The sequence below is a fragment of the Methylacidiphilum infernorum V4 genome (genome assembly GCF_000019665.1).
In the GTDB taxonomy this organism is placed as follows: domain Bacteria; phylum Verrucomicrobiota; class Verrucomicrobiia; order Methylacidiphilales; family Methylacidiphilaceae; genus Methylacidiphilum; species Methylacidiphilum infernorum.
In genome coordinates this window covers 657,326-678,647 of the sequence record NC_010794.1, presented here as the reverse complement: position 1 = coordinate 678,647, position 21,322 = coordinate 657,326, and the positions used below count along the sequence as shown (strand labels likewise).

30 protein-coding genes and 2 tRNA genes are annotated in these 21,322 nt (G+C 44.1%); 5 read left to right on the top strand and 27 right to left on the bottom strand.

What is annotated here, in order from left to right; all coding sequences use genetic code 11:
• Window positions 1–59 precede the first annotated feature (59 nt).
• Entirely contained in the window at window positions 60–614 is a 555-nt protein-coding gene (locus tag MINF_RS03170) for a hypothetical protein (protein ID WP_012463047.1), read from the bottom strand.
• Between the two features lie 239 nt (window positions 615–853).
• Between MINF_RS03170 and MINF_RS03165 the strand changes: the two genes are divergently transcribed.
• Window positions 854–925 (top strand) — tRNA-Thr (locus MINF_RS03165).
• Window positions 926–1,156: 231 nt separating this feature from the next.
• Here MINF_RS03165 and MINF_RS03160 read toward each other — a convergent pair.
• Window positions 1,157–1,951, bottom strand: a complete 795-nt coding sequence (locus tag MINF_RS03160) for an FkbM family methyltransferase (RefSeq protein ID WP_012463045.1) — start codon at window positions 1,949–1,951, stop codon at window positions 1,157–1,159.
• A gap of 365 nt (window positions 1,952–2,316) precedes the next feature.
• On the opposite strand from MINF_RS03160, the gene MINF_RS03155 reads away from it, so the two are divergent.
• On the top strand, window positions 2,317–2,787 hold the full coding sequence (locus MINF_RS03155; protein WP_012463044.1) for a hypothetical protein: 471 nt from the start codon (window positions 2,317–2,319) through the stop codon (window positions 2,785–2,787).
• A gap of 77 nt (window positions 2,788–2,864) precedes the next feature.
• Here MINF_RS03155 and MINF_RS03150 read toward each other — a convergent pair.
• Window positions 2,865–2,953, bottom strand: a tRNA-Ser gene (locus MINF_RS03150).
• 53 nt (window positions 2,954–3,006) lie between these two features.
• Here MINF_RS03150 and MINF_RS03145 point away from each other — a divergent pair.
• The 3 genes from MINF_RS03145 (at window position 3,007) to MINF_RS03135 (ending at window position 6,963) form a co-directional block, all read left to right on the top strand.
• A complete protein-coding gene (locus MINF_RS03145) occupies window positions 3,007–3,861 on the top strand; it encodes a 2OG-Fe(II) oxygenase (protein ID WP_012463043.1) in 855 nt (284 codons plus the stop codon).
• Window positions 3,862–3,983: 122 nt separating this feature from the next.
• A complete protein-coding gene (locus MINF_RS03140) occupies window positions 3,984–5,936 on the top strand; it encodes a GNA1162 family protein (RefSeq protein ID WP_079200412.1) in 1,953 nt (650 codons plus the stop codon).
• A gap of 202 nt (window positions 5,937–6,138) precedes the next feature.
• Window positions 6,139–6,963 (top strand): HlyD family secretion protein, encoded by an 825-nt coding sequence (locus MINF_RS03135; RefSeq protein WP_238523535.1) that lies wholly within the window; start codon window positions 6,139–6,141, stop codon window positions 6,961–6,963.
• Here the strand turns inward: MINF_RS03135 and secY are convergent.
• The 24 genes from secY to rpsL all read right to left on the bottom strand — a co-directional run bounded on the left by secY (window position 6,953) and on the right by rpsL (window position 21,073).
• Window positions 6,953–8,443 (bottom strand): preprotein translocase subunit SecY, encoded by a 1,491-nt coding sequence (secY, locus tag MINF_RS03130; RefSeq protein WP_012463039.1) that lies wholly within the window; start codon window positions 8,441–8,443, stop codon window positions 6,953–6,955. The two genes, MINF_RS03135 and secY, sit on opposite strands and share 11 nt — an antisense overlap.
• A 95-nt stretch (window positions 8,444–8,538) precedes the next feature.
• Entirely contained in the window at window positions 8,539–8,991 is a 453-nt protein-coding gene (rplO, locus tag MINF_RS03125) for a 50S ribosomal protein L15 (RefSeq protein ID WP_012463038.1), read from the bottom strand.
• 23 nt (window positions 8,992–9,014) lie between these two features.
• Window positions 9,015–9,668 carry a 30S ribosomal protein S5 gene (gene rpsE / locus MINF_RS03120; protein WP_012463037.1) on the bottom strand — a complete coding sequence of 218 codons (654 nt, stop codon included), beginning with the start codon at window positions 9,666–9,668 and terminating at the stop codon, window positions 9,015–9,017.
• Window positions 9,669–9,671: 3 nt separating this feature from the next.
• The gene (gene rplR / locus MINF_RS03115) at window positions 9,672–10,025 is read right to left on the bottom strand and encodes a 50S ribosomal protein L18 (protein ID WP_048810447.1); all 354 of its coding nucleotides are present in this window, start codon (window positions 10,023–10,025) and stop codon (window positions 9,672–9,674) included.
• 24 nt (window positions 10,026–10,049) lie between these two features.
• Window positions 10,050–10,589, bottom strand: coding sequence for a 50S ribosomal protein L6 (rplF, locus tag MINF_RS03110; RefSeq protein ID WP_012463035.1), 540 nt, complete (start codon window positions 10,587–10,589; stop codon window positions 10,050–10,052).
• Window positions 10,590–10,603: 14 nt separating this feature from the next.
• Window positions 10,604–10,990, bottom strand: a complete 387-nt coding sequence (gene rpsH / locus MINF_RS03105; protein ID WP_012463034.1) for a 30S ribosomal protein S8 — start codon at window positions 10,988–10,990, stop codon at window positions 10,604–10,606.
• A gap of 14 nt (window positions 10,991–11,004) precedes the next feature.
• Window positions 11,005–11,190, bottom strand: coding sequence for a type Z 30S ribosomal protein S14 (locus MINF_RS03100; protein ID WP_048810446.1), 186 nt, complete (start codon window positions 11,188–11,190; stop codon window positions 11,005–11,007).
• A 22-nt stretch (window positions 11,191–11,212) separates the two neighbouring features.
• Window positions 11,213–11,794, bottom strand: a complete 582-nt coding sequence (gene rplE / locus MINF_RS03095) for a 50S ribosomal protein L5 (RefSeq protein WP_048810097.1) — start codon at window positions 11,792–11,794, stop codon at window positions 11,213–11,215.
• A gap of 64 nt (window positions 11,795–11,858) precedes the next feature.
• Complete coding sequence (gene rplX, locus MINF_RS03090; RefSeq protein ID WP_012463031.1) at window positions 11,859–12,179, bottom strand: 50S ribosomal protein L24; 321 nt, start codon at window positions 12,177–12,179, stop codon at window positions 11,859–11,861.
• Window positions 12,176–12,541 carry a 50S ribosomal protein L14 gene (gene rplN / locus MINF_RS03085; RefSeq protein WP_048810096.1) on the bottom strand — a complete coding sequence of 122 codons (366 nt, stop codon included), beginning with the start codon at window positions 12,539–12,541 and terminating at the stop codon, window positions 12,176–12,178. Before rplN ends, rplX begins: the two co-directional genes overlap by 4 nt.
• Window positions 12,504–12,851 carry a 30S ribosomal protein S17 gene (gene rpsQ, locus MINF_RS03080; RefSeq protein ID WP_048810095.1) on the bottom strand — a complete coding sequence of 116 codons (348 nt, stop codon included), beginning with the start codon at window positions 12,849–12,851 and terminating at the stop codon, window positions 12,504–12,506. The genes rplN and rpsQ overlap by 38 nt, the downstream gene beginning before the upstream one ends.
• 14 nt (window positions 12,852–12,865) lie before the next feature.
• Complete coding sequence (gene rpmC, locus MINF_RS03075; RefSeq protein WP_048810094.1) at window positions 12,866–13,081, bottom strand: 50S ribosomal protein L29; 216 nt, start codon at window positions 13,079–13,081, stop codon at window positions 12,866–12,868.
• Entirely contained in the window at window positions 13,078–13,503 is a 426-nt protein-coding gene (gene rplP, locus MINF_RS03070; protein WP_048810093.1) for a 50S ribosomal protein L16, read from the bottom strand. The genes rpmC and rplP overlap by 4 nt, the downstream gene beginning before the upstream one ends.
• 20 nt (window positions 13,504–13,523) lie before the next feature.
• Window positions 13,524–14,171: a 30S ribosomal protein S3 gene (gene rpsC, locus MINF_RS03065; RefSeq protein ID WP_012463026.1), complete on the bottom strand. Its 648-nt coding sequence runs from the start codon at window positions 14,169–14,171 to the stop codon at window positions 13,524–13,526.
• A 13-nt stretch (window positions 14,172–14,184) separates the two neighbouring features.
• The gene (gene rplV / locus MINF_RS03060) at window positions 14,185–14,529 is read right to left on the bottom strand and encodes a 50S ribosomal protein L22 (RefSeq protein WP_012463025.1); all 345 of its coding nucleotides are present in this window, start codon (window positions 14,527–14,529) and stop codon (window positions 14,185–14,187) included.
• Between the two features lie 9 nt (window positions 14,530–14,538).
• Entirely contained in the window at window positions 14,539–14,814 is a 276-nt protein-coding gene (gene rpsS / locus MINF_RS03055) for a 30S ribosomal protein S19 (protein ID WP_012463024.1), read from the bottom strand.
• 17 nt (window positions 14,815–14,831) lie between these two features.
• On the bottom strand, window positions 14,832–15,683 hold the full coding sequence (gene rplB / locus MINF_RS03050) for a 50S ribosomal protein L2 (protein WP_012463023.1): 852 nt from the start codon (window positions 15,681–15,683) through the stop codon (window positions 14,832–14,834).
• A gap of 24 nt (window positions 15,684–15,707) precedes the next feature.
• Entirely contained in the window at window positions 15,708–15,992 is a 285-nt protein-coding gene (gene rplW, locus MINF_RS03045) for a 50S ribosomal protein L23 (protein WP_012463022.1), read from the bottom strand.
• A complete protein-coding gene (rplD, locus tag MINF_RS03040) occupies window positions 15,989–16,636 on the bottom strand; it encodes a 50S ribosomal protein L4 (RefSeq protein WP_048810092.1) in 648 nt (215 codons plus the stop codon). The genes rplW and rplD overlap by 4 nt, the downstream gene beginning before the upstream one ends.
• Before the next feature lie 35 nt (window positions 16,637–16,671).
• Window positions 16,672–17,316 carry a 50S ribosomal protein L3 gene (gene rplC, locus MINF_RS03035; RefSeq protein ID WP_048810091.1) on the bottom strand — a complete coding sequence of 215 codons (645 nt, stop codon included), beginning with the start codon at window positions 17,314–17,316 and terminating at the stop codon, window positions 16,672–16,674.
• A 50-nt stretch (window positions 17,317–17,366) separates the two neighbouring features.
• The gene (rpsJ, locus tag MINF_RS03030) at window positions 17,367–17,672 is read right to left on the bottom strand and encodes a 30S ribosomal protein S10 (RefSeq protein ID WP_012463019.1); all 306 of its coding nucleotides are present in this window, start codon (window positions 17,670–17,672) and stop codon (window positions 17,367–17,369) included.
• Between the two features lie 18 nt (window positions 17,673–17,690).
• Window positions 17,691–19,862 carry an elongation factor G gene (fusA, locus tag MINF_RS03025; RefSeq protein WP_048810090.1) on the bottom strand — a complete coding sequence of 724 codons (2,172 nt, stop codon included), beginning with the start codon at window positions 19,860–19,862 and terminating at the stop codon, window positions 17,691–17,693.
• A gap of 81 nt (window positions 19,863–19,943) precedes the next feature.
• A complete protein-coding gene (gene rpsG, locus MINF_RS03020; protein ID WP_012463017.1) occupies window positions 19,944–20,414 on the bottom strand; it encodes a 30S ribosomal protein S7 in 471 nt (156 codons plus the stop codon).
• 233 nt (window positions 20,415–20,647) lie between these two features.
• Window positions 20,648–21,073, bottom strand: a complete 426-nt coding sequence (gene rpsL, locus MINF_RS03015) for a 30S ribosomal protein S12 (protein ID WP_012463016.1) — start codon at window positions 21,071–21,073, stop codon at window positions 20,648–20,650.
• Window positions 21,074–21,322: the final 249 nt, after the last annotated feature.

Here is a 21,322-nt window from a genome sequence, read left to right as displayed (position 1 = left end):
ATCAAAAGACTTTCTTTAAAGCCAACCTCTTTATATTTTTTTTATAAGTGCGAGGAGTTCTATTTTTTATCTTGGTTTTTGTCTTGAGTAATAGGTCTTTTTTCGGCCGTCCCATCTGCCCGAACATAGACCATTTCACCGGAATGCAACTGGTAAGTCTCGTTTTTAGGAGTTAATACTAAAGTGGCGTCTCCTTGTTCAGCTCCATACTGCTGTTCAGAGGAGGAATAAGCGGCAAAGAACTTGCCTGAAGTCTGTGAGGTAAAAGTTCCCCCTTTTGTAATCACTTGAAAATCTTTAGAACTAAATTCGATTTTTCCTCTAGCCAGTTCAAAGACGACGGGATTTTCATTTTTCAAAGTCACGATCGATAAACTATCCACCGTCGCTTCTTCTCCCCTGTCCTTCCAACCGATAGTACACACCGAAAAATAGTCCGTTTTAATCACCTGCCCCACTTTAATCGTGCTTCCTTCTTGAACAGGGATCCCGTATGTAGTGACTACGCTGTTTTGATCTCCTCCTCTAATGGAAGTAATTTGAGCAGCATAGCTTGCCAGGGGAACAAAACAAAACAAAAGGAAAACTTTCTTCAAAAACGAAATTCTTTTCATAAAAAATTTTTTTAATTTTATGTTTGTTAATCATGTAAAAATTGCAAGAAATTTACCATATTATTCTTTTTATCTCTACGGATTTTCTCTTAAGGAAACTTTTTTTCCTCTCTCGTCCTCTTCTTTAAAGTATCAAAAGGATAAATAACAGAAAAAACTTTCTTAAAACCATTTTCTCGTTTCCCGTTGGAAAACTTTTTGTTTATTGTCAAAACTATCCTATATTTTTGGCTCATGAAGCCGGCTTAGCTCAGAGGTAGAGCAACGGTTTTGTAAACCGTGGGTCGAGGGTTCGATCCCCTCAGCCGGCTCTTTTTATCTCAGCCTTTTTCACCCCTTGACAATAAAAGGGCTGAGCCAATTCCCCTGGGAAACAATGAGAAAAGATCCAGGATCCAAGTCGATTGGGAAGGGGAGAGCTTGCTTTAAAGTCCATTCTCTCTTGGACAAGGCTTTTTAATGGGTAAAACTATGAAAATTGTTCTCTTGTTGAAGACTTGCCGAAGAGCGTGGGGCCATCCACGAACTTTCGGCCGGCTATCCTATTTATTGTTAGGGCTAAGCCACCAATGTATGGGTGGATCGACGGGCTTGAAATCGTATTGAGGAAGCATTTTCCTTTCAGTGGAAAGCAATTCTTCTGAATGAAACTCAATAAAGAATTGAGACTTGCTTTCCCTCATAACGGGATCCATTCCACGCAAAACATCGATTTCCATTCCTTCCACGTCTATCTTTACGACATTAGGCGGCCCGAAGCGTTCAATTAACTTTGCCATTGTCGTTGTAGGAACCTCTATCAAATCCTCAGCTAAACCCTGCATAAGTTCCCTAGATTTTGTGATGGAGGTTCGACCATAAGCTTTGATAGCCGTTATCCCTTCAGAAGAGCTCACGGCGATTTCCACAACCTGGATATTATTGAGTTGGTTTTTTTCTACAGCCGCTCGAAGCCTTTGGGCATTCTCAGGCACCGGTTCGATGGCGAGAACCTTCCCAGCAGGCCCTACAAGCTTACTCCCCAGCAGGCTATAGTATCCATTATAAGCCCCTATATCCCAGAAAGAGGCTCCAGGATGAAGAGCATGACACAAGGCCTCAACCAATTTTTCTTCCCTTTTGCCCAGGATAAAACTCTTATCGTTCTTGACATTAATGAGAAGCCACATCCCTCGACAGGGACCAGAGACAACTTTTAACCATGCCCACTTCGAGGGTAAAACAGAATTAATAATGGGGCGGAGGAGCCGAGCTCCTACAGAGTTTGGATGAAAGAAGTCCGAAGGGGTAATTTTTGTCAATAATCCAACGACTTGGGATAATAAGAAATTGGCCATTTATAACCCACTCGTTTTCAATCTATCCCCTCTGATTGCAGGAGTTCAATTGAAATTTTCTTTTAAGAACAAGTTAAATCCACATTGTTGATTGCGGAAAGAAAGACAAGTGGACTATTTTTCCAAAGAAGACTTTCTTGGTTTCCCTGCTCCAAGTTGTTGTTAAAAAAAAGACTGTTAAAGGCAGTATTCTTGGTCAGCCTGAAAGAATAAGCTGGCTTATCCCCTAGCTGTTCGGCAAAAGGATAATAAAAAGGATTAAGGAAATCCCAGCTTCCCTTTCATTGCCGGGAAGGAAGGGCCTCACTTAGTCCTTTCATTCCGATTTCACAAACGCTACTTTTAGTTAACAACTTTTTCATGCCATGTATCCCTTGATCCTTATCTTATTCATCCTTTTGGATTGCGCCCTCAATGGCCTTTCCCAGATCTATTATCCTCTTCCCGATTATCCCCAGTTATCCAACTTAAAAGAGCAAACGAACCAACCTCCCTACGGAACACCTTTCGTTCAATCCACCTGGTCAACTTGGGAAGTCAAGGATATCCATTTTGAAGAAGGAATGCCCCAAAAGCGGGTGATTCAAATCATGGGCGAAGATTACGAGCGATACGACGTAATCGATATCCATTATCGCCGAGGCCGAATCATGTCGGGATTCATCGGGGCTTATACCCAATCCAAGAGCAACTTGGAGCCTGCCCATGTTTTAAAATGGACCTATAAGGATGCCTCGCACTACGTTTACGAAGCTTGGTTTCTTTTCTCAGACAAAAACGACACCCTACGTAAAATCTTTTTAAGAAAAAAACCCTTGGAAATCATAGGTCAATAAAATAGCGGAAGATAAACAACGTCCCGAAAGCCATGCAACCATGAATGGTTCAGGTCAGCTTGATTCTTTATAACGGGCGGAGTCGGAGGGATTCGAACCCTCGAGGGGATTTTTGTCCCCTAACGGTTTAGCAAACCGCTGCCTTCAGCCACTCGGCCACGACTCCATAAGCCAGATCCTTATTATATTCTTTTTAAAAACAACTTACAAAACTAATCTTTGCCAGAATCAATCTCCTCCCCCGCACCAGAAGGCGGAGGATTCCTTTCTGCCGCCACGGGCCTTGCCGCACCCCTTGGATCGGTCGAACAACCGGCTCCCCGGTGCCGCACCAGCCAAGCCCTTTCATCGTCAAACTTGCAGATGTTTTATCAAAGTAAGGGAAAAGGAACATTATTATTGCAAAATTCATTTTTTTTGGAAAAAATGATTGCCGCTATGAAATACATTAACTTGGAAAAACTAGCTTCCGCTCCAGTAGCTCATGAACCCTTCGAATATCTCATAGTTAAAGAATTCGTCAAAGGAGAAAATAAAGAATCGTTGCTTGCGGATTTTCCCCAGATTCAAAAACCTGGTGTTTTTTCTCTCTCTGAGCTGAAATACGGTCCCTCGTTTTCTTCCTTTATCGAGGAACTCGAAAGTCATGCCCTAACCGAAATTCTTCAAGAAAAGTTCAATATCGACTTGGAAGGAAAGCCCATCTTGACGACAGTCAGAGGGTGGTGTTCAAAAGACAGGGATGGCAACATTCATACCGACTCGGAGTGGAAACTGGTTACTATACTAGTCTACTTGAATGAAGAATGGGAGCCCCAAGGAGGCAGATTACGGCTGCTGCGTTCTAAAAACATAAACGATTATGCGGCTGAAGTTCCACCTGAATGGGGTTCATTAATCGCTTTTAAAAGGTCCGATAATTCTTTCCATGGCCACCTGCCCTTTGAAGGCCGCCGCAGGGTGGTGATGCTCAATTGGGTGACGAGCGAGGAAAAGCTCAAGCAGGAACTGGGAAGGCATAATTTTTCTAGCCTTTTCAAAAAGATAGTGCCCTTTACGATTAAAAGAAATTAATTTTCCCCTTAAGGTTTGCTTTCCCTACCCATAATAATTTTTACTTTTCTTGCCGGTCTTCTCTTTCTTTGTTCTTGCTTTTCAAAAGCTTGTAGGCAAAATGGATAAGCTTTTAAAGGCTTATGCGCCATCCAGCTTGCCTGTTTTTTATCCTTTTTTTAGGTTTTGGATGTTCTGGAATTCGAACATCGCCTGAAGATCAAAAACTTTTTCTCAAAGAGCAAGCCGTTCTGCATCATGGAAAAAAAACGCTCTACGACCATGTCGTAGACTTGGATCCGGGAAAAATCCAGGGTACTGCAAGCTCTCTTTTCTATGAACTCCCCCCGCGAACGATCGCTGTTCTGCCCTTTGTTGATCAGGACAAGGGAGATTATTACCTCAATAAAATCCCCTTGAGCCAGCGCGATCCTCTATCAAGGGAAAAATACAGATGGACAAGAGCCCAAAGGGTTCGAAAGCTTATTTACGGAAATCTCGCCCAAAGGGAATATTACCCCCTCAGGTTGGATAAAATCGATGAGGTATTGAAACAACATGGGATCAAGACCAGCGAAGATCTGCTAAAAATTTCTCCTCAAGTCCTTGGCTCGTGGCTTAATGCCGATGCGTTGATTTATGGAGTGGTAAAAAATTACGAAAGTTATTACGGGGGAGTGATTTGCGGGTATAGCATAGCTGCAGACGTGCAGATGCTGTCCACGAAAAATGGAGAACAGTTGTTTTATTCTTCAGGTTCGAGGAATCAACTCGGTTTTGATTTTGTTCTCAATCCCACGGATCTGCTCATCAATTCAGCTACCAATGCAACCTACTTAAGAGATGTCGTATTGAGGCGGGCTGAAGAGGACATTGCAAGAGAAATAGTCTTGAGAATCCCTACAAGAAGACCCCTCCCCTACTTTCCCCAAGCAGAAAAAAGCCTCGGCCTGTCCCCTCATGTATCCTCCAAAAAACCGCCGTCCAAGGAAAATACCAGGACCAGTAGCCCTATTCCTTCTTATCGGCAATGGGACGATGACAAGGAAAACAGAGGATTTTTTCTTTCCGCTCAACAACCCGGTCAAAAACTACCCTCTAATCTCGAGCATCCACGCTTTTCTTTTCAGCTTTCAAACAAAAACAACCAAGCAGAAAAAAAGGGAGAAATTAGGAAAGCGGACTTTGCCCTCGCCCCCATTGAAGAACCCAAGGGAAAATCGGTGGGGAAGCAAAAGGCAATGCCTTCTAATCTTCTTTGTGCCGCTTCAAGCCAAAGGTTTTTTCTTCCCGAGATCGGGGAAAAAATTCATGGGAAAAAATCTTTATATGACCGTTTAATCGAGATGGATATACAAAAACCCGATATTGTTGTCCATCCCGACTATCCTCGTGAAGCCGGGGGTAAAATTGCCATTCTTCCTTTCTCGGATCAAGCCACGGGAGGCAATTTTCTTGTCAACCGCATTCCCCTTTTTCCCAAGACAAAAAGCCAAAAGGAAAATTGGCGATGGACGGTGAGTAATCGGTTACGCCGGACCATTGCCAGTTACTTGGCTCAAAAGGATTTTGAGGTATTGAACCTTGGTGAAATCGATACTCTTTTGAAAGCTCATGGCCTTACGACGATGCAAGACCTTCTTAGGATTTCGCCCAAGATTCTTGGGAAATGGCTTTCAGCAGATCTTCTCCTTTATGGAGAAGTAACCCAGTACGAAGGGTTTTATTCTGTCGTTTGGGCGGCATGGAGAGTGGGAGCGCGACTCAATTTGGTTTCTGCCCGTTCAGGGACCAGGCTTCTTACTACTTCCGGGACGAGAACATCCAACCGTTTTATTCCTGCCATCACTCCTGTCGATGTGGCCATTGCGGGAATCACAACCATGACCACGATGATGCGCGACTACAAGTTAAGGCAAGCCGAAGAAGAATTGTCTAGGGAACTGGTTTTGCGTTTCCCCGCCTTAAAACATTCTCCTCAAAACTCCGAAAACCACGACCTCCCTTCTTCCCCAATGGATAGGGTCTCTTTTCTAGAATGGAGTTCCAAAAAGCAAAGGGCTTTTTGCTTTTTTAAAAATGAAAAAGTAATCTAAATTGCAAAGGACCCGTTCCTGGAGCGTGATTTTTCCGGTGGCGTTCCAGCCGCCTCTTTGTATATTGATGCACCGGCTTATGGTTTTCAGCAAAACAAGCTACCGCTTCATCCTGGTTTGCTTAATCTTCTCTGGAGGATTGTTTTTCTCTTGGAAAAGCTTGTTGGAAAGATCCAGCTATCAACAAACAGAAGATGCTTATATGAACTCTCATGTCTTAAGAATCTCTTCAAAAGTATCCGGATATGTTGAGAAAGTCCTGGTTGATGACAACCTGAAGGTCAAAAAAGGAGAACTGATGGTCAAAATCGATCCCAGGGATTACTTGGCCAGGGTAGCTTTTGCGGATGCTTTTAGAATCCTTGCTCAAACCGAGTGGTTAAGGCTTCGTCAATTGAGCGTCATCAATGCCTTGAGCTCTTTCAATTACGATCTAACCCTAGCCTCAAATTTAATTACACGATCCATTCTCCGCTTAGAAAGCCTTTCGCTTGGTTATACCGATATTTACTGTCCCCTCGAAGGGAAAATAACCAATAAAAGAGTTGAACCAGGAGATTACGTCAGCACCGGTCAATATCTCTTTTCTATAGTCTCTGATGACTCCTGGGTTGTAGGCAATTTCAAAGAAAAGCAATTAAATAAAATCCGTCCCGGTCAGCCGGCCCTGGTCAAAATCGCTGCTTATCCCCAAAAATGGCTTACTGCGCATGTCGATAGCATTCAAAAAGGAACAAAAAACGCATTTAGCTCTTATTCTCCAGAAGACCTTACCCTCAATTACGTTAAAACCTCGCAACGTGTGCCCGTAAAAGTCCTTCTTGATGAACCGCTTCCCAAAGACTACGCCAATCTTGGCCCATGGATGACGGTAACCCTACGGGTGCAAGTGGGCAAAGACACCCCTATTTATCCCTTAAGCCTTTTGTATTCCTTGCTTACGCTAACGCTAATATGGTTTTTGTGGAAGATGGCCAAGAAATTCCTTCCAGGGAAATTCCAGAAGCTTGATTCTTTTACTTCTTAAAAAGTGAAACGGTGATCCCGGCAATAACCAATATGCCAATAAAAGTATATATCCAGACTAGGGTTCTTTCCTTGACGGCGTTCGTCGCAATAGCAGCCCCGGCGGTTTTCCCCACTTTCCTCTTTTTGAGGAATCCATCATAATTTCTCTGGAGCAAGTAAGTTTCTGTTTGCCGCATCGTATCTAATATCACGCCGACAACAATAAGCAGGCTCGTCCCTCCAAAAAATTGAGCCGTAATTGCCGGGATTCCAAGGAGATTCTGGACCACCATCGGCAATACAGCAAGAATAGACAAGAATACAGCACCGGCCAAGGTTAACCTGGTCATTGAATAATCGAGAAACTCGGAAGTCGGAGCACCCGGTCTTATTCCAGGAATAAATCCTCCATGCTTTTTCAAATCATCGGCAATCTGTACGGGGTTAAACTGGGTTGCAACCCAAAAATAGGAAAAGAAAAAAATCAAGACTACCGAAAGAGCGTAATAAAGAGAACCGGCAGACAGGGAGTTGGCTATTCTTGCCGCAACAACCGAGTTGGGAACCAAAAATCCGATCATCGTTGAAGGAAACAGAAGAATAGCCTGGGCAAAAATAATCGGCATTACCCCGGAATAATTCACCTTTAAAGGTAAAAAAGAGGTCTGTCCTCCATAAATTTTATTGCCCCTTACTTGCTTGGCATAGTGGATGGGAATTTTTCTCATCGCCTGTGTCATGGCCACAGTCGTAGCAATAACACCAAAGAGAAAAAGAAGGAGTAAAGCAATGAGAAAAGGGCTAGAAGCGGTAATACTTGAAGGGGAAATGAGTTTTGACCATCCCTGGACGAGTCCAGCAGGTAATCTTGCCAAAATACCGATCGTGATAATTAAAGACACTCCATTGCCAATTCCTTTATCGGTAATCTGTTCCCCAAGCCACATGAGAAGCATGGTTCCCGTAGTCAGACTGATCATCGTTATCAGCCTAAAACTCCAGCCGGGCTCAGGAACGAGAGGACTCCCCAATTTTTCGATAATCCCATGAATGCCATGAAGCAAGGGAATGCTTTCGGGATTTTCAAAACCGATTGATAGCAGGTAGCCCTGGAAAAGGCACAACAAGACGGTCAATAGCCTCGAATACTGCGTCAACTTTTGCCTACCCCCTTCTTCCCTGGCCAACTTCCCCAGGGTAGGAACAACCGTCGTCAATAGCTGCATCATGATGCTTGCGCTGATGTAAGGCATAACGCTCAAGGAAAAAATGGCGCAATTTTCAAGGGCTCCACCGCTAAAAAGGTTTAACATACCCACAACGGAACCCTGGGCCTGCTGATCAACCACGGTACGGAAAAACTCTCCCAGAACATTGGGATTGACTCCTGGGCAGGGAATGGCGGAACCTAGCCTGATGATGATGATCACCCCTAGGGTAAAAAGTATCCTCGATCTCAGTTCCGGTATTTTAAAAACGTTGACAAAGGCTGAAAGCATGGATGGCTAAATAAACTTTTTTTTAGGGTTCTACTACATATATCTACTACATATATAGACAATGATTCGAGGAGAAGATTCAAGAGGAAATATTTTTAGGGAGTTGATTTTATCAGTTCAATTTTTCCCCCAGCCTTTTCAATTTTTTCTTTTGCCGAAGCGCTTACAGCATGGACTTTGAAAGTATAAGCTTGGGTAATTTCTCCCTTCCCTAAAATCTTTATTCCATCCCACTTCCCTTTGACCACGCCGATTTGCCTGAGCAAGCTCTCGTCAATAACCTCTTGCTGAATTCCCTGAAGGGCTGAAAGGTTAACCGGGGCATAAAAAACATGAAAAAGCTTGTTATTAAATCCTCTCTTAGGAATCCTACGGATCAAGGGCATTTGCCCTCCCTCAAATCCAATACGAATGGAGCCCCCTGCACGGGCTTTCTGTCCCTTATGCCCTCTTCCGCTTGTCTTTCCATGACCGGAGCTTTCTCCACATCCAACTCTTTTTTTTCGTTTTTTGGCTCCAATAGCCGGTCGAACATCATTAAGCATCATAATGACTTTCCTTATCGATGGGGTTACTCTGTAATAGGTTGAGAAGCAAGGGGGATATCCTTGCCCCTTTTATGGAGAACCTCGTCTCGGGACTTTAACTGAAGCAAGGCTTTAAACGTAGCCTTGGCAACATTATAAGGGTTTTTTGAACCCAGGGATTTGGTCAAAACATCTTTAATACCCGCAGCTTCCAGTATGGATCGAACAATTACCCCCGCTATGACTCCTGTCCCCGGAGAAGCAGGTTTCATTAAAACCTTTCCTCCGCTAAATTCCCCTATGACCTCGTGAGGGATCGTATCTCCATTTCTAACAATCCTCTGCATTTTCTTTCGTGCGCTTTCCGTTGCCTTTTTTACCGCATCGGCAACTTCGTTGGCTTTTCCAAAACCGATGCCGATCTGCCCGGCCCTATCTCCAACTACCACCAACGCCCCAAAACTATAGCGACGTCCTCCTTTAACCACCTTGGCACACCGATTGACATGAATAACCCTGTCCATGAGCTCTTCATGGTAAGTTTCTTCATGTTTAAAATCTCTCTTTTCAGAGTGACGTCGTATTTTCTTGCGCCCTCCTTTCGGTTCGATACCCTGCTCTTCTTCTTTCAGATCTACAGGTTGCTTTTCTTCCAAGAGAGTCGTTGATGCTGATAAATGGTTATCCTTGGGATTCATTCCTTAAAACTCCAATCCTTGTTCTCTAGCAGAATCTGCAAGAGCTTTAACTTTTCCATGATAGAGAAACCCTCCACGATCGAAAACCACTTTTTTAATTTTTTTCTCTAAGGCCCTTTTTGCTATAGCTTCTCCAATTTTTGTCGCTCCCTCTATATTCGGCTTAAGACCTGAAAAAGCCTTTTCCATGGTCGAGGCAAAGGCAAGGGTACGGCCCTCTTCGTCATTAATGAGTTGAGCATAGATGTGATTGTTAGAAAAATAAACGCTTAACCTGGGTCTTTCCGGGGAACCAAAAACTTTTTTCCGAATACGCAGGTGACGAACTTTCCTTGCATCCAATCTAGTCTTCTTCATATCCTCTATCCGGTTATTTTCCATTTACTTTTGAGCCGTCTTTCCCGCCTTCCTCCGTATCACCTCGCCCGCATACCTTATGCCTTTTCCTTTATAGGGTTCAGGAACATAAAATCCACGGATATCGGCCGCTACAGCCCCCACCAGGCATTTATCAATACCCTCTATGGTCAGCTTCGTGTTATCTTGAACTTTGACGGATATTCCCTCGGGAATCTCGTACACAACGGGGTGCGAAAATCCAAGATTCATCACTAACTTTTTCCCTTCCACGGCGGCTCTAAATCCGATTCCATTAATTTCCAGCTTCTTTTGGAACCCCTCGTGCACTCCCATTACCGCATTGTTCAGCAAGGAGCGATGGAGACCATACATGGCCTTTGACTGCCGGCTATCCGCAGTATTCTCCAGTATCAGGGAGCCGTCTTGCTGATGAACCTTCAAAAATTCGGGCAACCTATGGAATAGTTTGCCTTTCTTCCCTTCCAAGGTAACATTGTTTCCTTCAATACTCACTTTTATTCCTGGAGGGAGTTTAATGGGCAATTTTCCAATTCTTGACATTTTCCAAATCCTCTTTAATAAATGGCTAGGAGCAACTCTCCACCCAATTTCATCCTTTTGGCCCTATGACCGGCCATTATTCCTCTTGAAGTTGAAAGGATGCATATTCCGAGTCCTCTTAAAATATTAGGAATTTCTTTATAACCTACGTACTGCCGCAATCCAGGCTTGCTTATCCTCTTTATCTTCGTAATGAGAGCAGGTTCTTTAAGAACGACTTTTAATTCAAATATGTTTTTCCTCACTTCTATCTTCTCTATTTTTTCCAAGTAACCCTCATGAAGCATAACTTGAGCGATTCGCTCTTTTAAAAAAGAATAGGGTACTTTTATCTCTTTTTTCTTCGCGTAGGCCGCATTCTGTATTGCGGAACAAAAATCGGCAATCGGATCGGTTATCATATTCTTTTTCTAATTTACCAACTGGCCTTAATGACTCCGGGAATTTCACCCCAAGAAGCCAGTTCTCTAAACTGAATTCTACTTAACCCAAACTTTCTGATATAAGCTCTTCTTCTTCCCGATATTCTACACCGGTTATATTTTCTTGTACTAAATTTTGGTTTTCTCTTCTGTTTTGCAATCCATGCTTTCGTGGCCATATTTGATCCTCCCCTCTCCGTTCTAAGCCGATAAAACAAGTGGCTTGCCCTTTTCTCCAATAAAAGGGAAACCCATTGCAGAAAGCAGATCAATAGCTTCTTTCTTGGTCTTCGCCGTGGTAACGATAGTCACATCAAATCCAATATTCCTTTTGAGATTTTCGATATCTACTTCTGGAAAAATGGTGTGGTCTTTTATCCCAATGGTATAATTGCCCTGAGCATCAAATGAGCGGGTAGGCAATCCCCTAAAATCCCTTACCCTGGGCAAAGCCGCCCAAACAAATCTTTCCAAAAATTCATACATCCTTTCCCCTCTCAAGGTAACCTTACAACCAATTTCTTGCCCTTTTCTTAGTTTGAAATTAGAAATGCTTTTTTTAGCCCTGGTCTTAACGGGCTTCTGTCCCGTAATGAGGGCAAGCTCCTTTGCGGCCTCTTCAAGGGCAACTTTAATATCCCCAGATGACCCCATGCAACAGTTTAGGGTTATCTTTACAATTTTTGGAACTTCATGAATATTCTTATAACCGTTCTTCTCAATCAGATAAGGAACGACAACTTCTCTATAGGCTTTTAAAAACTTCGGGACATTACTTTTCATTCCAATACTTGTTCCTCTTGTTTCATTAACCAAAATAAAATCAAACCCTTTTCAAGAAGAATTTTCATCCCTGCTCTTTCTTTTCTACCGCCACTTTCTTTTTTTCCTGCCTCTTCTCCCATTTTGAAGCAAGCATGACATTGGAAATAGCGATTGTTGCTTCTTTTTCAACAATACCCCCTTTGGGATTATCTTGCGAAGGTCTCACCGCTTTTTTGACCATCTTTATCCCTTCGACAATGACCTTGTGGGTATTTCTTAATACCTTGAGGACCTTTCCCCTTTTTCCCCGCTCACTTCCCGTAATGACAACGACTTCGTCTCCTCTCTTTACAGGACTCTTTCTCAGGGGCTCTCTATTCTTGCTCTTGGCTCTCTTATTCATACTACCTCTGGAGCTAGTGAAAGAATTTTCATGAAATTCTTTTCCCGTAACTCCCTAGCAACGGGACCGAATATACGAGTCCCCTTGGGATTGGATTCCTTGTCGATTATAACAATAGCATTTTTGTCAAATTTAAGATAAGACCCATCACTTCTTCGAATGGGACTTTTGGTCCGAACGACAACAGCCCTGACCACTTCCCCTTTTTTCACCGCCCCATTGGGTAAGGCATCTTTTACCGAAGCCGTTATAATATCTCCCACCTTTGCAACCAGGGTTTTTCGACCGATAACACCGATCATCGTGGCTTTCTTTGCTCCACTATTATCCGCTACTTCCAACCAACTGCGTACCTGAAGCATTTTTTCCCTCCCTATTAGATGTCTTTAAAACTTCTATGACTTTCCATCTCTTTAAACGGCTAAGAGGCCTGCACTCTTGAATCTTTACAGTATCCCCCTCTTTAGCGATTTCTCCCTCGTCGTGGGCATAAAATTTTTTTCTCACTATTATAATTTTCTTGTACTTGGGATGAGCCTTATGCCTGCTCACCATGACTACGGCGGTTTTCGCCATCTTGGTCGAAACCACCGTTCCAATCTTTTCCTTTGGCTTTCTCCTTGTAAGCGTTTTTTGGTCAAAACCCGCTTTAATATCCGAAGATTCTTCCATGCTCTACTCCTTTTTTACTTGGAATCCTCCCCCTTGGTCTTTTCCCGGGATAGGGTCTGTATTCTTGCAATCATCTTTTTTAATTCCTTAATACGAGAAGGTTTTTCTAGAGCAGCCGTCGATTTCTGCATCCGGAGACGAAATAACTCTTCCCGGCACTCCTTTTCCTTTGCTGAAAGCTCTTTGATTCCAAGGGCTCGAAGTTCGACGAGTTGATCTTTCCTTTTCATACTTTAACCAACCTCTCTCTAGTGATAAAACGGGTATGGATTGGCAGCTTTGCTGCAGCAAGTCTCATCGACTCTTTGGCAACCTGTTCTGGAAGTCCATCCAGCTCGAAAAGAATCCTTCCCGGAAGAACGACTGCAACCCAAAAAGCGGGCTGTCCTTTACCCTTACCCATGCGCGTTTCGGGAGGTCTAGCCGTTACCGATTTATCGGGAAAAATCCTGATCCATAGCCTTCCTTTTCTTTTTACATTCCGCATGATGGCTACACGTGCAGCCTCGATCTGCGTGTTGGTAATCCACGCTCTCTCAAGAGCTTGCATCCCAAACGAACCGAAAGCCAGTTCAGTCCCTCTTGTCGCATTCCCTTTTCGGCTGCCTCGCTGACTTTTTCTATACTTTACTCTTCGAGGTAATAGAGCCATACTCATCTCCCTTCAAATGGTTAACCAACAACCGTTGCTATATCTTCTTTTCTACAAATCCAAACTTTAACCCCGATTTTTCCGGCTACCGTTTTAGCTTCTGCAAACCCATAATCGACGTCAGCTCTTAGTGAATGCAGAGGAACTTTACCTTCATGATACCTCTCGGCCCTGGCAATTTCAGCGCCGCCAAGACGGCCCGCACACCGCACTTTAATTCCTACCGCCCCGGCATCCATCGTCAATTGCATGGCTCTTTTTATAGCCCTTCTATACGCCACTCTTCTTTCAATTTGCAGGGCTATGTTTTCGGCTACCAGTTGGGCTTCAAGCTCGGGATGCTTCACTTCCTTCACGTCGACTAAAACTTCTCTTCCTTTTTCGACAATTTCCATTATTTCTTCTTTTATTTTATCCAGTTCAGCAGCCCTTCTTCCGATAACCAAGCCCGGCCTTGCTGTATGAATGTTTATTCTTACACGGTTGCCCGCCCTCTCGATAACTATTTTTGCAACGGCAGCCGATTCCAACCTTTTCTTGATAAACTTTCGGATCTGGTAATCCTCCCAAATAAACCTCGGGAAAGTCTTCTTATCAGCATACCATATCGATCGCCACTGCCTGTTTACCGGCAACCGAAACAGGATAGGATTAACTTTTTGGCCCATAAAAATACCTTATTTAGCTCTTGTTTTCTTTTTCATCCAAGACAACACAGATGTGAGCTGTGCGCTTTCTGATTATTCCAGCACTCCCTCGTGCTTTAGGCTGGTACCGACGAAATTTCGGCCCTTCATCTACAAACACACCCTTTACATAAAGATCCTGGGCCCTTAAGTTATGGTTGTTTTCCGCATTAGCAATGGCAGAGCCAAGAGTTTTTCGTATAAGCCTTGCTGCTTTCTTAGGATAAAAAGCGAGCACGTTGAAGGCATCTCGAGCATCCATTCCTTTAATGGAACGGGCAACGTCCCTGGACTTAAAGGGGGATATTCGAGCCATTTTATAGATCGCGCGAACTTCCATGCTTTTCTCCTACTTAACTGAAGCTTTCTCGGTATGTGCACCATGCTTTTTAAATGTCCGGGTTGGGGCAAATTCCCCCAACCTATGACCTACCATATTTTCAGTGACATAAACGGACTGGAATGTCCGACCGTTATGCACTAAAAAAGTATGCCCTACAAAATCAGGGATAATCATGGACCGCCGAGACCATGTTTTTATAGGTTTCTTGGCTGCTCCCAGTTTTTCAATTTTTTCAATCAAGTGGGAGTCTACAAAAGGACCCTTTTTAAGACTTCTTCCCATAAAGGACCTCCCTTTTTCTACTTTTTCTTCTTTTTCTTCGGTCTTCGTTCAATAATAAACTTGGTCGAATTTTTTCGTTTATGCCTCGTCTTTTTTCCCTTGGCGGGTTTACCCCATGGGGACTCCAGCTGTTGCCAACCCCCTCCTCCTTTACTTTTACCCTGCCCGCCCCCGTTAGGATGATCGACGGGGTTCATAGCCACACCCCTTACTCTTGGCCTCCAGCCAAGCCACCGGGTTCTTCCCGCTTTTCCTAGGGACTTGTTAAAATGATCAGGATTGCTAACCTGTCCAACCGTAGCGTAACACTCAGCGCAAACTTTCCTTATTTCTCCGGAAGGAAGCTTTACTATCGCATATTCTTTGTCGAGACCCATCATTCGAGCACTACTCCCTGCCGAACGCACAAGTTGCCCTCCCTTGCCGGGGACCAGTTCGATATTATATATGGGGAGACCAGAAGGAATATTTTTCAACGGCAAAGAATTGCCCACCTCCGGAGGAGCATCGGGACCACTGACAACCCGACTACCCACTTTAAGTTCCTGCGGGGCTATAATATATCTTTTTTCTTGATCGTCATACCGAAGCAAGGCTATCCGTGCCGTCCTCAAAGGATCATATTCAATGGCTTCTACCGTGGCGAAAATCCCCGTTTTATCTCTTTTAAAATCTATAATCCTATATCTTTGTTTATGTCCTCCCCCTCTATGCCTTGCCGTTATTCTTCCGTAGTTGTTTCTCCCTCCCTTTTTTTTATAAGGTTCCGTCAGGTCCCATTCGGGCTCCGTTTTAGTAATGTCCGAAAAATCATCCAGCGAGGTAAATCGCTGAACAGGTGTTAAAGGTCTAAAATCTTTTATTCCCATATTCTGTCCTTCAAACGCTAATGTTTAAACCATGATATCGATCTTTTCTCCGGGGGCTAATTGAACGACGGCCCTTTTAATGCGCGAAGTTTTTCCAGGCCGGCCCATCCTGCTCCACTTCGTTTTCGGCCGGACATTAAACAAATTTACCTTAAGGACTTTTTTCCCAAAGGCTTTTTCAACAGCCTTTTTAACATCTATTTTTGTAGCCTTGGGATCAACATCAAAGAGGTACTGATTTTTTTCCCTCAGCATCGTTGCCTTTTCTGTAATACGCGCCGTACGCAAGATAGCAAAAAGATCTCTCATCGTGTACCCCCATTTTCATTCTGGCTCTTTTCCCTCTTGAATTTTTTAACCCTTTCAACAAGAACCTCTATCGCTGGTCTTTCTAAAAAAACTTTTTTAAAACCCAATAGGTCCAAGGCATTAACATCTTGAGCTCTTACAATTCCCAGGTGAGGAATATTCCTTCCCGACAAAAGGACATTACGCGAAGGATTTTTTAAAATAAGCAAGCCGCTTTCCTTCCCATCCCAGCCTTCGAGCAGCGAAAGCATTTTTTTTGTCTTAATTTCGGTCATCTCCACCTTCTCCAAGCAATAGACTTCTTCACTCCTCACTTTTGCTGCAAAAGCTTTAAGCAAGGCAAGCCCCTTGATCTTTTTAGGAATATTTTTAGAAAAATCCCTTGGTTGAGGACCAAATACCACTCCTCCACCGACCCAAACAGGGGAAGAAACATAACCGGCTCTCGCTCTTCCCGTCCCTTTTTGTCTCCATGGTTTTTTCCCTGACGCCTTCACCGTCGCCTTTGTCTTCGTCGCCCGGGTTCCACTTCTTGAGTTAGCAAGATATCCCACGAGGGCATCATGCAATACTTGATCCCTTTGCCCCGTTTCGGGCAAGGTCAATCCATAATCTTGAGCCTTTTCTATAGTCAGCAATTCCATAACTGCCCTTAAGTTTAGCAAGAATTCTTTGAAGCCTAAACAGATGCCTTAATAGCTTTCCTTACGATAACCATATCCCCTTTTGCTCCGGGAACACTTCCTTTGACGAGCAACACGTTGTCCTCGGGTATAATCTTAAACAGATCCAAGTTCTGTATGGTCACTTTTTTTCTTCCCATGTGACCGGGCATCCCTTGATTTTTGAATACCCTGCCCGGGAAAGATCTTTCTCCAATAGCACCATTCCTTCTATGGGTTTTCGACCCATGAGAAGCAGGCTGTCCTCCAAAGCCATGCTTTTTTATTACTCCTTGAAACCCTTTTCCCTTGGTTATCCCAATAACATCTACTTTTTCTCCTTCGTTAAAGCGACTCACATCCAATAGCTGGCCGGGCTGCCAGCTTTCTTCAGATTCAAATACAAATTCCTTAAGATGCCTCCTTGGACTAATCCCGCTTTTTTTGTAATGGCCGAGCAGGGGTTTACTGAGCTTTCTTTCAGGCAGTGCTTCATAGCCCACTTGAAGCCGAACTTCCTTGCCCTCTCCCTCTTTTTTACATTGGACGACGACATTAGGCTCAGCAACCAACACCGTCAAGGGATGCATCGTTCCTGTGGCATCAAACAGTTGCGTCATGCCTATTTTCCTTGCCATTATACCAAATCCCTTCATACTCATCCTATTCCTTCTGTCTTCCAATCAGACCGGGCAGATTGTTGCCTAAAAGGTTAAATGCGAATACTGATATCTACTCCGGCAGGTAAGTTTAATTTTTTTAATTCATCAACGGTCTTGGATGTCGGTTCTTTAATATCGATCAGCCTTTTATGCGTTCTAATCTCAAACAGATCCATGCTCTTTTTGTCCACGTGTGGAGAGCGATTGACCGCATAACGTTCTATCTTTGTAGGCAAAGGAATGGGACCTGACACCGCAGAGCCCGTCCTTCGAGCCGTTTCAGCAATTTCTGACGCCGCCCGATCAAGCAGACGATAATCAAAAGATTTCAACCGAATTCGAATTTTGCTTGCCATTGCTCCCTCCCTTATTTCTTATCTTTTCTTTTGGTCTAAAAGCGCATGATAAATAGGGGTAGGCACTTCTTCGAAATGAGAGGGCTCCATCGAATAAGCTGCCCTTCCTTTAGACATGGAACGAATGTCATTCACGTAGCCAAACATTTCAGCTAAAGGAACTTCAGCGCTAATAATGGAAGTATTTCCTTTGGTTTCAACATTGAGAATTTTCCCTCTTCTCCGTGTCAGATCTCCAAGGATATCCCCTTGAAATTCAGTGGGAGTGGATACTTCTACCTTCATAATGGGTTCAAGCAAGTAACAGTCGGCCTTCTTTAAGGCATCCTTCACCGCAAAGATGGCCGCCATTTTGAAGGCCAGTTCACTGGAATCCACCTCGTGGTAACTTCCATCAATAATAGTAATCTTGAGATCTGTAACAGGGCTCCCATAAAGTATGCCCGAAGACAATGCTTCTTGGACTCCTTTAAAACAAGCGGGAATGTACTCTTTAGGAATCGTTCCCCCCACAATTTTACTTTCCCAGATAGCCCCTTTCCCTCTCTCAAGAGGAGCCATTTCCAAAATCACATGCCCGTATTGTCCACGGCCCCCGGTCTGCTTGATCAACTTCCCCTCGCCCATTGCGGCTCTTCTAATCGTTTCTCTGTAAGAAATCTGCGGCGCCCCCGCATTCACACTCACCCCGAACTCTCTCCTGAGCCGATCGGTGATTATGTCCAAGTGCAACTCTCCCATTCCCGAGATAATCGTCTGGCCCGTTTCGGGATCCGTATGAACCCTAAATGTCGGGTCCTCCTCCATGAGTCGCTGTAAGGACTGTGAAAGTTTTTCCCTGTCGGACTGTGCTTTGGGTTCAACCGCCATGGATATGACAGGCTCAGGAAAGACAGGAGGTTCCAATGACACCTCAAAGCCTTCCTCAACCAAGGTATCTCCAGTAGCCACATCTTTAATACCCACAAGAGCAGCAATATCCCCAGAATACACCGCTTCGATATCTTTTCTTTCGTTGGCTTGTATCTGAACGATTCGACTGATCCGCTCTTTCTTTCCCGTCCTCACGTTGTATACGCTGTCCCCTTTTCTAAGGGTACCCGAATAGACCCTGAAAAAGACCAATTTCCCTACGTATGGATCGGACCAGATTTTAAAAACAAGCGCACAAAATTTTCCATTGTCATTGGATATCACTTCAACCGGTTCCTGCGTATAGGGATTATGTCCCTTTGCAGGTTCGATGTCTAAAGGATTGGGAAGGTAATCGATAACGGCGTCAATTAAAGATTGCACCCCCTTGTTCCTGAAAGCTGATCCTCCGACCACGGGAACAAATTCATTTTTTACAACCAATCTCCGAATGGCCTGCTTTATCTGTTTGGGAGTAGGTTCCTTTTCTTCCAAGAAAAGCTCTCCAATTTCTTCGTCTTTATCGGCAAGCGCGGCAATAAGCTTCGCTTTTGCCTCAAGGGCTATCCCTTTGTACTCTTCTGGAATATCCGTTATAACATAAGTCGATCCCAGCCTGTCGTTATCCGTGTAAATAATCGCTTTTTGACAAATTACATCGATCTGACCACGTAATTGATCCTCATTGCCCAAGGGTATAAGGACCGGCCAGGCATAACCATCCAGTTTAGTCCGAATTTCCTCGACAACCCTGTCGAAACCCGATCCTATACGATCCATCTTGTTGACGAAGGCGATCCGAGGAACCCTGTAACGATTGGCCTGCCTCCAAACCGTCTCCGATTGGGGTTGAACACCCGCCACACCGCAAAATACGATGATCACCCCATCCAAAACACGCAAGGACCGTTCTACTTCCGCTGTAAAATCAACATGCCCCGGAGTATCAATGATATTGACTCTAAACTTTTCTCCTTCAAACAACTTCACTAAACCCGGCTCTTTTTTTTCCAACCAGAAACAGGAAATGGCCGCTGCGGTAATGGTGATCCCTCTTTCCCTTTCTTGTTCCATCCAATCGGTGACCGTAGTTCCTTCGTGGACTTCACCCATCCTATGGATCATCCCGGTATAAAAAAGGATCCTTTCGGTAAGGGTGGTTTTACCCGCGTCTATGTGAGCCGCAATACCTATGTTTCTTGTCCTCTCCAACGAAAAAGGCCGATGGGGAGAATTCATGACTTGGCTTTTGACTGTCTGTGATAGATCACTACTCATAACAAATCCTTTAAAATACAACCTCTTTCCTTAGCTTAGTTCGAACCCTACATTCATTCTATAAATAAATCTTGCCTTCCTTCAGAACCTAAGATGAGCAAACGCTCTATTGGCCTGGGCCATTTTATGCACTTCATCACGCTTTTTAATAGAGCTGCCCGTCCCATTGGCCGCGTCCATAAGTTCTGAACACAAAGCCTTGGCCATAGGCACCCCCTTCCTTGAATTGGCATAACGGACTATCCACCTCAAAGCGAGTGAAACCTGCCGATGAGGGTTAACCTCTACAGGAACCTGGTAGGTCGCCCCTCCCACCCTTCTCGATTTAACCTCAAGCTTGGGCTTTACGTTTTCCACCGCTTTTCTCACTATTTCCACAGGATCTCCCTCTTTATTATCCTGGTTTAATTCCTCGATGGCCTCATAAACAATTCTCCTCGCCACACTTTTTTTGCCCCGTCTCATTACCGAATTGACAAGTTTTGTAATGAGTTCGGAACCATATTTTGGATCAGGCTCCAGTTCCCTTCGCTCAGCTCTTCTTCTTCTCATATCTCTTCTCGATGTCTTCGAATAGGCCCACTTAAAAATAAAAACTTCCTCAAATCAACCCTCTATTTCCCTACGGTTAATAGATTATAAGAGTGTCATCCTGGATAGGATGGGCTCTGCTTTTTGTGGTCTTTCCCCAACCTTTTTTCCACCCCACCTCAACTATACATATACATTTTTTTTTATCGATGCAAATCCCTTAAGCCTTGGATCGGCCAAATATACTACTTATACTACTTGGCTTTAGACGCAGGCTTTGCTCCCGCCTTCGGCCTTTTAACCCCATACTTACTGCGGGAAACATTCCGGTTAAGCTTATTGGTGTTACTCGGACCAACAGCTCCCGAAGCATCAAGTGTACCCCGTATAATATGATAGCGGACGCCGGGTAAATCTTTTACTCTCCCCCCCCTGACAAGGACAATAGAATGTTCTTGGAGATTATGTCCTTCTCCGGGAATATAGGCGATCACTTCCTTCCCATTCGTCAGCCTGACCTTGGCAACCTTCCTCAAGGCCGAATTCGGTTTCTTTGGAGTTCTGGTCATCACCTGGACACAAACTCCTCTTCTTTGAGGGCAACTGTCCAAAGCCGGAGCTTTGGTTTTCCTTTTTAACTTTTCTCTCCCCCTGCGGACAAGTTGATTAATCGTAGGCATAAGCTTATACCCTGCTTTGTTATAAAAACCGCTGCGTCAAATTTTCTCCTTACTCCTTCCTCGCTTCCACAGCTACGAAGTTGACTTTTTCTTTCACCGAAGTCTCCAGGCCTCTTCCCAAGACCTAGCCCTGGGCATCCGGGACCAAAACGACTTCCTTTTACAGCCAATTTATATCGCTTTCGTCTTCAGTGCCGCCTTCTGCATATTTTTATGCATGGATGCGAAAAAACCGCCTATTTCATTCTT